This is a genomic window from Nocardiopsis sp. M1B1, from assembly GCF_052466615.1.
The window spans coordinates 6,639,509-6,651,309 of sequence record NZ_CP196194.1 but is presented as its reverse complement, the minus strand read 5'-3'; the positions used below and the strand labels follow the sequence as shown (position 1 = coordinate 6,651,309).

10 protein-coding genes are annotated in these 11,801 nt (G+C 72.8%); 7 read left to right on the top strand and 3 right to left on the bottom strand.

The features are described 5' to 3' along the window. The first annotated feature begins 116 nt into the window (after positions 1-116). Positions 117-1,439, top strand: a complete 1,323-nt coding sequence (locus ACSTA4_RS28810; RefSeq protein WP_248772713.1) for an MFS transporter — start codon at positions 117-119, stop codon at positions 1,437-1,439. A gap of 13 nt (positions 1,440-1,452) precedes the next feature. After that, positions 1,453-2,277, top strand: a complete 825-nt coding sequence (locus tag ACSTA4_RS28805) for an SDR family NAD(P)-dependent oxidoreductase (RefSeq protein WP_444961811.1) — start codon at positions 1,453-1,455, stop codon at positions 2,275-2,277. 205 nt (positions 2,278-2,482) lie between these two features. Here the strand turns inward: ACSTA4_RS28805 and ACSTA4_RS28800 are convergent, their stop codons facing one another. Beyond that, positions 2,483-3,421, bottom strand: a complete 939-nt coding sequence (locus ACSTA4_RS28800; protein ID WP_444961810.1) for an alpha/beta fold hydrolase — start codon at positions 3,419-3,421, stop codon at positions 2,483-2,485. A gap of 544 nt (positions 3,422-3,965) precedes the next feature. Here ACSTA4_RS28800 and ACSTA4_RS28795 point away from each other — a divergent pair. The 5 genes from ACSTA4_RS28795 (at position 3,966) to ACSTA4_RS28775 (ending at position 8,567) form a co-directional block, all read left to right on the top strand. Continuing rightward, complete coding sequence (locus tag ACSTA4_RS28795) at positions 3,966-4,802, top strand: lysostaphin resistance A-like protein (protein ID WP_444961809.1); 837 nt, start codon at positions 3,966-3,968, stop codon at positions 4,800-4,802. Next, positions 4,799-5,962, top strand: a complete 1,164-nt coding sequence (locus ACSTA4_RS28790; RefSeq protein WP_444961808.1) for a sensor histidine kinase — start codon at positions 4,799-4,801, stop codon at positions 5,960-5,962. The genes ACSTA4_RS28795 and ACSTA4_RS28790 overlap by 4 nt, the downstream gene beginning before the upstream one ends. Further along, positions 5,959-6,618 carry a response regulator gene (locus tag ACSTA4_RS28785; RefSeq protein WP_013155645.1) on the top strand — a complete coding sequence of 220 codons (660 nt, stop codon included), beginning with the start codon at positions 5,959-5,961 and terminating at the stop codon, positions 6,616-6,618. The genes ACSTA4_RS28790 and ACSTA4_RS28785 overlap by 4 nt, the downstream gene beginning before the upstream one ends. A 72-nt stretch (positions 6,619-6,690) precedes the next feature. Further along, entirely contained in the window at positions 6,691-7,509 is an 819-nt protein-coding gene (locus tag ACSTA4_RS28780) for a HEAT repeat domain-containing protein (RefSeq protein ID WP_444961807.1), read from the top strand. After that, complete coding sequence (locus ACSTA4_RS28775) at positions 7,503-8,567, top strand: MerR family transcriptional regulator (RefSeq protein WP_444961806.1); 1,065 nt, start codon at positions 7,503-7,505, stop codon at positions 8,565-8,567. The genes ACSTA4_RS28780 and ACSTA4_RS28775 overlap by 7 nt, the downstream gene beginning before the upstream one ends. Positions 8,568-8,633: 66 nt before the next feature. On the opposite strand, the gene ACSTA4_RS28770 is transcribed toward ACSTA4_RS28775, so the two are convergent. Both ACSTA4_RS28770 and ACSTA4_RS28765 read right to left on the bottom strand, forming a co-directional pair. Further along, positions 8,634-10,307 (bottom strand): SLC13 family permease, encoded by a 1,674-nt coding sequence (locus ACSTA4_RS28770; RefSeq protein WP_444961805.1) that lies wholly within the window; start codon positions 10,305-10,307, stop codon positions 8,634-8,636. A gap of 268 nt (positions 10,308-10,575) precedes the next feature. Next, the gene (locus ACSTA4_RS28765) at positions 10,576-11,742 is read right to left on the bottom strand and encodes an enolase C-terminal domain-like protein (protein ID WP_444961804.1); all 1,167 of its coding nucleotides are present in this window, start codon (positions 11,740-11,742) and stop codon (positions 10,576-10,578) included. Positions 11,743-11,801: the final 59 nt, after the last annotated feature.

Here is an 11,801-nt window from a genome sequence, read left to right as displayed (position 1 = left end):
CGGCTCCCACCGTCCTCCCGACGGTCGACAGCACGCGCCCCGGCCCCCGCCATCCCCCACGACCACGGGATCGGGCGGCGCACACACCGATCCGATCCTCTCCCCAGGGAGGCAGCATGTCACTCCACCAGCAGTCGGCGTCCGGACCAGCACCGGCGCCGGAGGCGGGCTTCCAGTCGCGGATGAAGGTCATCCGCGCGGCGGTCATCGGCACCGTCGTCGAGTACTACGACTTCGGCATCTACGGCTACATGGCCACGTTCGTGGCGATGCTCTTCTTCGTCTCGGAGGACCCGACGGCGGCCCTGCTGGGCACGTTCGCCGCCTTCGCCGTCGCGTTCTTCATGCGCGTGCCCGGCGGCATCCTCTTCGGCCACATCGGGGACCGCTACGGGCGCAAGCGGGCCCTGTCATGGACCATCCTGCTGATGGTCCTGGCCACCGCCGCCATCGGAGTGCTGCCCAACTACTACACGCTCGGCGTGTGGGCGACCGTCCTGCTGGTCCTGTGCCGCTGCGTCCAGGGCTTCGCGGCGGGCGGCGAACTCGGCGGCGCCAACGCCTTCGTGGCCGAGTCCGCCCCGGCCCGCTGGCGGGCCACCCAGACCTCCCTGGTCAACTCGGGCACCTACTTCGGCTCGCTGTTCGCCTCGCTGGTGGCCCTCGCCTTCACCACGGCCTTCACCGAGCAGCAGATGCTGGACTGGGCGTGGCGCCTGCCGTTCCTGCTCAGCCTGCCCATCGGCGTCATCGGCCTCTACATCCGCAGCCACCTGGACGACACCCCGCAGTTCAAGCAGTTGGAGGACAAGGGCGAGACCGAGCGCATGCCGATCCGGACCCTGCTGGTCACCAACTGGCGGTCCGTGCTGAAGATCATCGGCCTGGGCGCGGTGATCACCGGCGGCTACTACATCGTCTCCGTGTACGCGGCCACCTACCTCCAGACCACGGCCGGGCACTCCGCCCAGCTGGCCTTCGCCTCGACCTCGGTCGCCATGGTCGTCGGCGCCGCCACCCTGCCGCTCTCGGGCTACCTGGCCGACACCATCGGCCGCAAGAAGGTCATCCTCGTCGGCAGCGTCGGGGCCGCGCTCCTGGGCTTCCCGATGTTCATGATGATGTCCGCCGGTCCGGCCTGGGCCGCGATCGTGGGCCAGACGGTGCTGTTCGTGTGCGTCTCGGTCGTCAACGGCGCCTCGTTCGTCACCTACGCCGAGATGCTGGGCGCCTCCACCCGCTACAGCGGGATCGCGCTCGGCAACAACGTCACCAACACCTTCCTGGGCGGCACCGCGCCCTTCGTCGCGACCTGGCTGATCAGCGCCACCGGCCAGCCGCTGGCACCCGCGGGCTACTTCGTCCTCACCGCCCTGGTGACGCTGGTGACCGTCCTGTTCGTCACCGAGACCCGCGGCACCGAACTGCCGATCGACTGAGAGGGGGAGGGACATGAGGACAGCGGACGCGACGAGCGGCGGAACCGGACACGGACTGGCCGGGCGGGTCGTCCTGGTGACGGGCGCCGCGGGCGGCATGGGCAGGGCCGAGGCCCTGGCACTGGGACGCGAGGGCGCCCGGGTCTGGGTGGCGGACCTGGACGCGGAGCGGGGCGAGGACACGGCCCGCCAGATCGGTGAGCTGGGCGCGACGGCCCGGTTCGCCCGCCTGGACGCCGCCGACCCGGACGACTGGGCGCGCCTGCGCGACCGGATCGCGGACGAGGACGGCGGACGCCTGGACGGGCTGGTCAACAACGCCGGGGTCAGCCACCGCTTCGGGATCGCCGACACCACGGACGAGGACTGGCGCCGCGTGCTCGACGTCAACCTGTCCAGCGTGTTCTACGGAATGCGGTCCATGGCCCCGCTGCTGCGCGCGTCGGGGTCGGCCTCGGTGGTCAACGTGTCCTCCATCGCCGGGATGACCGGCTACTTCTCCGCCTCCTACGGCGCGAGCAAGTGGGGCGTGCGCGGCCTGAGCAAGGTGGGCGCGCTGGAGTTCGCGCCCTGGGGAGTGCGGGTGAACTCCCTGCACCCCGGACTGGTGGACACCCCGCTGCTGCGCTCGGGAACCGACGACTTCGTCGAGGAGAGCCTGCGCTCGGTGCCCGCGGGCCGGGTGGCCGAACCCGGTGAGGTCGCCGACGTCGTCCTGTTCCTGCTGTCGGAGGCCTCCCGGTACGTGACGGGGGCCGAACTGGTCGTCGACGGCGGCCTGACCTCCGGCGGCCTCTACCACCGGATCACCTCGGGCCTGCGGGACGGGCCCGTCTGAGTGTCCGGACACGACTCCGGGGAGGCGCCCACCGTCCAGGTGCGCCTCCCCGGTTCCCGTAGCGCGCGGGGGCTCCGGTTCCTCCAGGGTCGCCGGAACCGGCGCGGCCCGCGGCGCCTCCGGGACCGGCACGCGGCCCGGAACCCGCACACACGGGCACCGGCCCGCGGGGCCGGGTCACCACACCCGCGCCGTGCCGGTGCCGTCAGGCGGCGGCCCGGTCGGTGACGCTCCGGACCGCCTCGACGGCCAGTCCGGGCTGGTCGACGTGGATGTAATGGCCGCTCTCCTCCGCGGTGCTGAGCCGACTCTCACCGGACACCCGGAGCCACCGCTCCTGGCCCTCGGCCCACACGCGCTCCAGGTCGGCGCCGTACTCGGGGATCTCACCGAGGTACCGGACCCCGTGCTGGATCACCTCGGTCGGGATGTCCCCGGCGGAGCGGACCTCCGCGTCGCTGTCGATGACGATGCTCTCGGGGTTCTCGCCCTCGAACACCCCGAGGTTCTGCGAGCGCACCTCGGCGCCCGGGCCGGTGGCCGACTCGGGGATCACCTCGGTGATGTCGTCGAGCATCGTCGGGGACGTGGCGTCCAGCAGCACCAGGCCCCTGACCCGGTCCTGGTGGTCGGGGGCGTAGCGGGCGGCGATCAGCCCGCCCAGCGAGTGGCCGACCAGGACGACCGGGCCGTCACCGGCGACGTCGTCCAGGACGGCGGTCAGGGTCCGCCCGGCGTCGGCGACGCTCTGGGGGCCGGGCGGCTCGTCGCTCCCGCCCTCGCCGAACCGGTCGTAGGAGCAGACCCGGTCCCCCTCGGCCAGGGTCTCCTGGAAATCGGCCATGGTGTCCAGGCCGTCGCCCATCCCGGCCATGAGGACGACGACCGGCCGCTCGTCGGCCGGGGCGCCGGAGCAGGAGACGTTCAGGGAACCGCCCTCGACGTCGAGCGTCTTGGTCCCGGTGAACAGCTCCCCGTCGGTCATCACGTCCTCCGCGGCCGACTCCAGGTCGGACTCCACCTCCTCCAGACCGGCGCCCACGTCCTCCAGACCGGACCGCACGTCGGAGCACCCGACGAGGCCGGTCCCGGCCACGGCCAGGCACAGTGCGGTCAGGGCGGTCGTCCGGACGGTGCGCGACATCGGGGCCTCCAGCGAGGGAATCGGGACGGGGGTCGTCGAGCGGCGCCGCAGGGCCGGGGAGAGGGAGTCGACCCCGCTCCCGCGGACCGGGACTCCGCGACTGGGGAAGAACCTACGGACGCTGCGGCGCCCGGGTCGTCACCGCACGGTGGACACCTGTGTGTGGCTCCTCCGGGGGACGGGCCCGACGTCTACCGGGGCGGGCCCCGCCGCCGGCCCGAGGCGGTGCCCGTTCGCCCGCGCCGAGCCGCACACCCCGCCCCCGCGCGGGGCGGTACCCGTTCACCTGCGACGACGCGCCACCCACCGGCCGTGCTACCGCGTCTGTGACGCCGGGACGCGTCCCCGCAGCCGCTTCCGGGAGACCGCCCACCGCCGCGGACGGGCGCGGGCCGCGCACCGGGGGGACCGGCGAAGGTCCGCCCCGCGCCCCCGTGTCCCCCGTGCGAGCTACGCGCAGGTGTCCTCTCCACGGTGACGACCGAGCACCACCCCGCTCCGTAGCGTTTCTCCCAGACGCGAAACCCCCAACGAAGGAATTTCGATGAGACTTGTCTGGCAGCTCCTGGCCGTCGCCGCGGTCGCCTTCATCGGCGCACAGGGAGTCATGGCGTTCCAGGACGTCCCCCTGGTCGCCCTGGTCCTGGGCCTCCTGGTCGCCGTGGCCTCGGTGTTCGTCTACCGGTGGGTGGTGCGCCGCACCGAGCGCCGCACCGTGACCGAACTGGACTGGAAGGGCGCCGCCTCCGCCACCAGCTGGGGCACCCTCCTCGGCGTCGGACTGTTCGCCCTGGTCATCGTCAACATCGTCTTCCTCGGCGGTTACCAGGTCAACGGCCTGGGCTCTCCGATGAGCGCCCTGGGACTGGTCGGCTTCATGGCCGCCGTCGCGGTGACCGAGGAGCTGATGTGGCGCGGCGTGCTGTTCCGCATCATCGAGGAGCGCACCGGCAGCTGGATCGCCCTCGCACTGACCGGCCTGGCCTTCGGCCTGGTGCACCTGATCAACCCGCACGCCACCCTGTGGGGCGCCATCGCCATCGCCATCGAGGCCGGCGGCATGCTCACCGCCGCCTACATCGCCACCCGCAGCCTGTGGCTGCCCATCGGCCTGCACTTCGGCTGGAACATCGCCGGATCCGCCATCTTCAGCACCGCGGTCTCGGGCAGCAACACCCCCCAGGGGCTGCTGGACGTCACCATCTCGGGCCCCACGATCATCACCGGCGGCGACTTCGGCCCCGAAGGCAGCATGTACTCCGTGGTGTTCTGCGTCATCGTCACCGTGGTCCTCATGTGGATCGCCCGCCGCCGCGACCGGATCGTCCCCTTCCGCCGGCGCGGCGAGCGGCCCGCCGCCACCACTACACTTCCCCAGTGACCAGTCTCCGGCGGCTCCCCGAACTGTGGCAGCGACTCGACGTCACCCTCCGGGACCTGCCCCTGGGGCTGCTGCTCCTGATCGCCTCCCTCATCCCGTCGCTGCACGGGCAGGGGACCGAGTTCGGCGGGGTGGCCGACCGCCCCCTGGACGCCCTGGGCCTGGTCGCGATCGCCCTCCAGCCGCTGCCCCTGGCCGGGCGGCGGCGGTGGCCGATCCTGACCCTGGCCCTGGTGGCGAGCGGCTTCGCCCTCGACCAGCTCAACGGTTACCACCTGTTCGCGGGCACCGCGCTGCCCATCGCGCTGGTGAGCGCCGGCGCCCACGTCCACCGGTACCGGTGGGCCACCGTGCTCGTGGCCTCGGCCGCCTACGTGGTGCTCTCGGTCGGGGTGGACCGGCTCGGAACGGGCGAGACCCCGGCCGGGTACGTGACGTTCTACGGGGCGCTGGCCCTGGCCTGGGGGGTCGGGGCGTGGCTGCGCTCCACCCGCCTCGCCGAGGCCGAACGCCGCCGCCTCGTCGCCGAGGCCACCCGCACCGCCGAACGCACCCGCATCGCCCGCGAACTCCACGACGTCGTGACCCACCACGTGACCGCCATGGTCGTGCAGGCCGAGTCGGCGCGCTACCTGACCTCAGCGCCCGACCGGCTCGACCAGACCCTGACCGCGGTCACCGACACCGGCAGGCGGGCCATCACCGACCTGCGCCACCTGCTCGACCTGCTCAACCCCGACCACTCCACCCCCGCCCCCGCCTCCGACGAAGGGCTGCTCACCGTGGTCGAACAGACGCGCCGGGCCGGGCAGCCGGTGGAGTTCAGCGAGGAGGGCACCCCGGCCTCCTCGCGCGGCAGCGCCGACCTCGTCGCGCACCGCGTCGTGCAGGAGGCCCTGACCAACGCCCTCAAGTACGCGCACGGCAGCCCCACCACCGTGCGGGTGCGCCACCGCCCCGAGGAGATCACCGTGAAAGTCAGCACCGACCACGCCGGGCCCCCGGGCGTCTCCCCCGGCGGAAGCGGGCGTGGCCTGGTCGGCCTGCGCGAACGCGTCGAGGTCCTGGGCGGCGACTTCACCGCGGGCCCGCGCGAGGGCGGGGGCTTCGCCGTCCACGCCCGCATCCCCGCGCACGCTCCGGCGGGCGACCGGGCATGAGCGCGCCGATCCGGGTCCTGGTCTGCGACGACCAGGTGCTGATCCGCACCGGCCTCGTCACCATCATCGACGCCCAGCCCGACCTGGAGGTCGCCGGTGAGTGCGGGGACGGCGCGGCCGCCGTCGAACTCGCCGAGCGGCTGCGCCCCGACGTCGTGGTGATGGACGTGCGCATGCCCGTGCTCGACGGCATCGAGGCCACCCGGCGCCTGGCCGGGGCCGGGGTGGACCGCCCCGTCAAGGTCCTGGTGGTCACGACGTTCAACCTCGACGAGTACGTCTACGAGGCGCTGCGCGCGGGCGCCAGCGGGTTCCTGCTCAAGGACGCGCCCCCGGCCCAGCTGCTGCACGGCATCCGCACCGTGTCCACCGGCGCGGCGCTGCTGGACCCCGAGGTCACGCGGCAGCTGGTGGGCAGGTACGCCGCCCGGATCCGGCCCCCCGACGCCGCCGCGGCCGACGCCCGGCTGACCCCGCGCGAGCTGGAGGTCCTGCGCCTGATCGCCAACGGCCTGTCCAACGGCGAGATCGCCGCGAGCCTGTTCATCAGCCAGGAGACCGTGAAGACCTTCGTCTCGCGCATCCTCACCAAACTCGACCTGCGCGACCGCGTCCAGGCCGTGGTCTACGCCTATCGGCAGGGACTGGTGACCTGACCCCCGCGCGGGGCGCACGCCGTTCGCCGGGCACGGGCTTGACCTTGACACGGTGACAGGGTCTTCACTCGGGTGCAGGAGGTGGTTCCGATCAACACGGCCAACACGACCCCGAAGAGCACCCGCGTCGCCGGCGCCCTGTCCGCCCAGAACACGTCGGTCCGGCTCCAGGCCGCCCTGGCGGCCGGGTCCGACCCCGACCCCTCGCTGCTGGAGCCGCTCGTCGAGCGGTGCGCGGTCGAGCCCGACTTCTTCGTACGGGACATGCTGTCCTGGGCGCTGACCCGCCTCCCGCCGGAGACCGTCCTGCCGCGGATCCGCCGGGAGCTCGTCTCCGAGCGCGTCCAGGCCCGCGCCCAGGCGTTGCACCTGCTCTCCAAGATCGGTGACGGGAGCACGCGGGCCTGGATCACCCGCGACATGCTGCGCGACGCCAACGACCAGGTCGCGCGGACCGCGTGGCGCGTCGCGGTCGCCCTCGTGCCCGAGGACGATGAGGAGAGGAGGGGCCTGGCCGGTGAACTGGTCCTCCAACTCGGTCGCGGCGACCGCGGTGTGCGGCTGAGCCTGAGCCGGGCCCTCGTCGATCTCGGCGACGTGATCGCGCCCGCCCTGGAGAGGGCGGCGGAGGACCCCGACCCGGAGGTGGCGGCGCACGCCCGTGCCACCGAGCTGCTCCGGCGGGACCCGGAGAGCGGTTTCGACGCCGCCGTCGAGGAGGCCGGACGCGTGGTCGCACTCGGCCCGGAGCGGGCCGCCGCTGCCGCCGCCGCGGTCGCGTCGGCGGACACCGGGGCGCCGGAGGCCGCCGAGACAGCGGAGGTATCCGAGACGGCGGAGGCATCCAAGACGGCGGTGGCCGCCGAGGACACGGAGGACGCGGATTGCTGATCGGTGACGTCGCCCGCCGCTCCGGAGTGAGCACCCGCATGCTCCGCCACTACGACGCCCTGGGGCTGGTGCGGCCGACGGGCCGCACCGCCGGCGGCTACCGCGAGTACTCCGACGAGGACGTCCGCAGGATCTTCCAGGTGGAGAGCCTGCGGACCCTCGGGCTCTCGCTCAAGCAGATCGGGCGAGCGCTGGAGGACCCGGCCTTCACCCCGTCCGCCCTGGTGGGCGACCTCATCCGGTGGACGCGGGAGCGTCTGACCCGGGAACGGGAACTGCTCCGGCGGCTCCGCGCGATCGACGCGTCGGAGCCCGCCGACTGGCAGGACGTCCTGGGCGTCGTCGAGCTCATGCGGGGGCTCGACGCGACCAGCGCCGCGCGCAGGCAGCAGGCCGTCCTGTCCCGGCCGGGGGACGCGTCGGTCCCCGCCGAACTGCTGGCCGGGGCGGTCCTGACCGAATCCGACCCCCACGTCGCGGGCGCCCTGCGCTGGGCGCTCGCCTGCTCGGGCGGTGACGTCCTGGCGACCCTGGCAGCCGGTGCGCGGTCGCGGGACACCGACGTCCGGCGGCGCGCGGTGCTGGCGATCGCCGGGATGCCCGGGGCCCCGGGCGCGGCCGCGGTGCTCGCGGACGCCCTCGGGGATCCGGACCCCGTGGTGGGCGGGCACGCCGCCCTGGCCCTGGCCGGGCACGGCGAGGCCGCGGCCGTACCCGTGCTGGTCGGCATGGTGGTCCACGGCCGTAGGGACGTGGAGGCGGCGGAGGCGCTGGGAGGACTGTCCCGGGACCCCGCGTGCGCGGACCGGATCACGGCCGCACTGACCGATGAGCTCGCCGCACCCGACGCGGACTCCGCGACACGGATCCGTCTCGTCCAGGCGCTGGTCGAGATCGGGGGAACCGCCGTGCGCGGGATCCTGGACCGGCTGGCCCGGGACGAGGACCGCGCCGTCGCCCTCGTCGCCTCGGCGCTGGTCGGGACCCTCCGGGAGCGGTCCTCCGGGGAGGACCGGCCCTTCGGGGAAGGGGAGGACCGGGCCGACGAGGGCCCCTGAGAGCGCGCCGCCGGGGCACCGGCGCGTCCGGTTCCGGGCGCGCTCCGCCGGAACCGGACGCACCGCTCACCGGAACGCGGCGGGAAGGGTCATCAGGTCGATCCCCCACAGCGGCGGAAGCAGGAACAGCGTCCCCGCGACCACGAAGGCGAGGGCGATGAGGTTCAGCCAGAACCCGCTCCTGACCATCTCCATGATCGTCACCCTGCCGGTGCCGAACATGATCGCGTTCGGAGGGGTGCCCACCGGGAGCATGAACGCGCAGTTCGCGGCCATCGCGCAGGGGACCATCAGCGCGTACGGGTGGATGTTCAGGGAGACCGCGAGGGCCGCCATGACCGGGAGGATCATCGTCGCCGTCGCGGCGTTCGAGGTGATCTCGGTCAGGAACAGCACGAGCGCGGTGGCGATGACGATGGTCAGGATCACGTCGACTCCGTCGAGCACGCGCAGCTGCTCGCCGATCCACGCGGAGAGGCCGGTGTCCACGAACCCCGCGGCGATGGCCAGCCCGCCGCCGAACAGCAGGAGGATCCCCCAGGGGATCTTCTTGGAGTCCTCCCACTGGAGGATCCTCCTCTCCCCGGCGCCGCGGGTCGGCAGCGTGAACAGGACCACGGTGGCGACGATCGCGATCACCCCGTCGCTGATCCCCGGAAGAAGGTCCTCCCACAGGAACGACCGGGTCACCCACATGAACGCCGTGCCGAGGAAGACGCCGAGCACGAGCTTCTCCTCGGTGGACATCCGGCCGAGGGACCTCCTCTCCTCCCGGATGATCTCCCTGCCGCCGGGAAGCTGCCTGAACCGGACCCTGAGCTTGACGCCCGTCAGGTAGAACCACGCGAGGGCCAGGAGGACGACGGCGATCGGGACCCCGAAGAGCATCCACCCGCCGAACGAGACGCTCTCGCCGAAGAGCTCCCCGGAGGTCGCCGAGAGGACGGCCAGCGGCGGTGTCCCGATGAGCGTGCCGAGGCCGCCGATGGTGGCCGCGTAGCCGATGCCGAAGACGACGGACTTCTCGAACCTGGGCAGGTCGTCGGCGAACTCCCCGCCCCGCAGCGAACGGGAGGCCTGGTACACGACCGCCAGCCCGACGGGGATCATCATCATCGTGGCGGCCGTGTTGGAGACCCACATCGACAGGAAGCCCGTGGCGACCATGAAGCCGAGGACGATGCGGCGCGGGCTCGTGCCGATCGCCGCGACGATCGAGAGGGCGATGCGCTGGTGGAGGTTCCACTTCTCCATCGCGATCGCGAGCGAGAAACCGCCGAGGAACAGGAAGATGATGTCGTTGCCGTACGCCGCGACCACGGCGTCGCCCTCCAGCGCGCCGGTCAGCGGCAGGAGCGCGACCGGGAGCAGGGACGTGACCGGGATGGGTATCGCCTCGGTGATCCACCAGGTCGCGACCCAGAGGGTGGTGGCGAGGACCGCCCGCCCCGCCGAGGAGAGCCCCTCGGGTTCGAAGAACACGAGCGTCAGCACGAACAGCAGCGGACCGAGCACCAGCCCGGTGACGCGCGCGGGCGTGTAGCCGGGGCCGGGCCCGCCGGACTCCGCGTCCGGTTCCGCGGCCCCGGGGCCGTCATGGGCGGCGGCGGGCCCGCCGCCGGAGGCCACCGGCTCGGCCCGTCGCGACCTCCCGCGTCCGGAGAACGTCAGGAGCCCTTTGATCTCCCTGTGCGACGCCCACAGGCTCTCCCACAGGGAGTAGGGGTAAGAGGTTGCCATCACTGCACCTTCTTCTGGCCCCTCGCCCGACGCGGAGCGCGGCGGGGGACCGGTTCGGGGGGTACGCGGGTCGGCATCGGCCGGGGAACGGGGCCGTGGGGACTCCGCGAGGGAAACAGGGGACCGTCGCCGGTCGTGGCACCGGCTCCGTCGGCGGCGCCCGTGGCCCGGACGGCCGTTCACGCCGCCTCGGAGCGGTCGTGTGCGGGGCCGGGAGCGGGCGGCTCCCGGGTCCGCGACCGTCGCGGGAGCCGCCCTTCCCGGGCGGTCAGTCGTGCAGGCCCCGCAGGACCTCGTAGAACTCCGCCTTGCCTTCGAGCCCGATGCCCGGGAGGTCGCCCGGCGCCACACGGCCGCGGGTGACCACCGCGTCGTCGGCGAAGCCGCCCGTGGGCTGGAACTCCCCGGGGTAGGACTCGTTGCCGCCGAGCTTGAGGGCCGCGGCGATGTGCAGCGAGAACTGGTGCCCGCCGTGCGGGATGCACCGGCGGGAGGACCAGCCGTGCCGGGCGAGCATGTCCAGGACCCGGCGGTACTCCGTCAGCCCGTAGCTCAGCGCCGGGTCGACCTGGACGAAGTCGCGGTCCGGGCGCATCCCGCCGTAGCGGATCAGGTTCCGGGCGTCCTGGAGGGAGAACAGGTTCTCGCCGGTCGCGATGGGGTTGCGGTAGTCCTCCGACAGCGTCGCGTTCAGGGCGTAGTCCAGCGGGTCGCCGACCTCCTCGTACCAGAAGAGGCCGTACCGGTCGATGGCCCGGCCGTACTCCAGCGCGGTCCGCAGGTCGAACTTGCCGTTGACGTCCACCATCAGCCGGGACCCGTCGCCGCCCAGGACGTCGATGACCGCCTCGATGCGCCTGAGGTCCTCGGCCAGGTCGGCGCCGCCGATCTTCATCTTGACGACCTCGTACCCGGCGTCGAGGAAGCCCCGCATCTCGTCCTGGAGGTCCTCCAGGGTCTTGCCGGGCGCGTAGTAGCCTCCGGCGGCGTAGACGAAGACGTCCTCGTCCGGGTCGCCGTCGCCGTAGTGGTCGGAGATCCACCGGTACAGCGGCACCCCCGCGGCCTTGGCGGCGAGGTCGTGCAGCGCCATGTCCACCACGCCGACGGCGACGGAGCGTTCGCCGTGTCCGCCCGGCTTCTCGTTGCGCATCATGACGTCCCACGCCCCGGCGGGCGAGAGTTCGCCGTTCCCGTCCAGCAGCTCCTCCGCGGCGGCCTCGCGCAGCCGCGGTAGCATCCGCTCGTTCAGGATGGCCGTGGCGTTGTACCGGCCGTTGGAGTTGAAGCCGTAGCCCACCAGGGGCCTGCCGTCGACCACCACGTCACTGACCAGTGCCAGGACCGTGCAGTCCATCCTGCTGAAGTCGATGTACGCGTTGCGCATCGACGAGCTGATCGGGATGGTGCCGACGTGGGCGGAAACGATTCGCATGGGCCTCTTCCTGCCTACTTGGTCTTATAAGAGCCTTATAAGTTATGCGGAGCCTATAC

Bases quoted from the DNA above. Each gene is read 5' to 3' on its own strand.
- ACSTA4_RS28795 (WP_444961809.1), top strand. From the start codon at position 3,966: ATGAGACTTGTCTGGCAGCTCCTGGCCGTCGCCGCGGTCGCCTTCATC.
- ACSTA4_RS28800 (WP_444961810.1), bottom strand. From the start codon at position 3,421: ATGTCGCGCACCGTCCGGACGACCGCCCTGACCGCACTGTGCCTGGCC.
- ACSTA4_RS28805 (WP_444961811.1), top strand. From the start codon at position 1,453: ATGAGGACAGCGGACGCGACGAGCGGCGGAACCGGACACGGACTGGCC.
- ACSTA4_RS28765 (WP_444961804.1), bottom strand. From the start codon at position 11,742: ATGCGAATCGTTTCCGCCCACGTCGGCACCATCCCGATCAGCTCGTCG.
- ACSTA4_RS28785 (WP_013155645.1), top strand. From the start codon at position 5,959: ATGAGCGCGCCGATCCGGGTCCTGGTCTGCGACGACCAGGTGCTGATC.
- ACSTA4_RS28770 (WP_444961805.1), bottom strand. From the start codon at position 10,307: ATGGCAACCTCTTACCCCTACTCCCTGTGGGAGAGCCTGTGGGCGTCG.
- ACSTA4_RS28810 (WP_248772713.1), top strand. From the start codon at position 117: ATGTCACTCCACCAGCAGTCGGCGTCCGGACCAGCACCGGCGCCGGAG.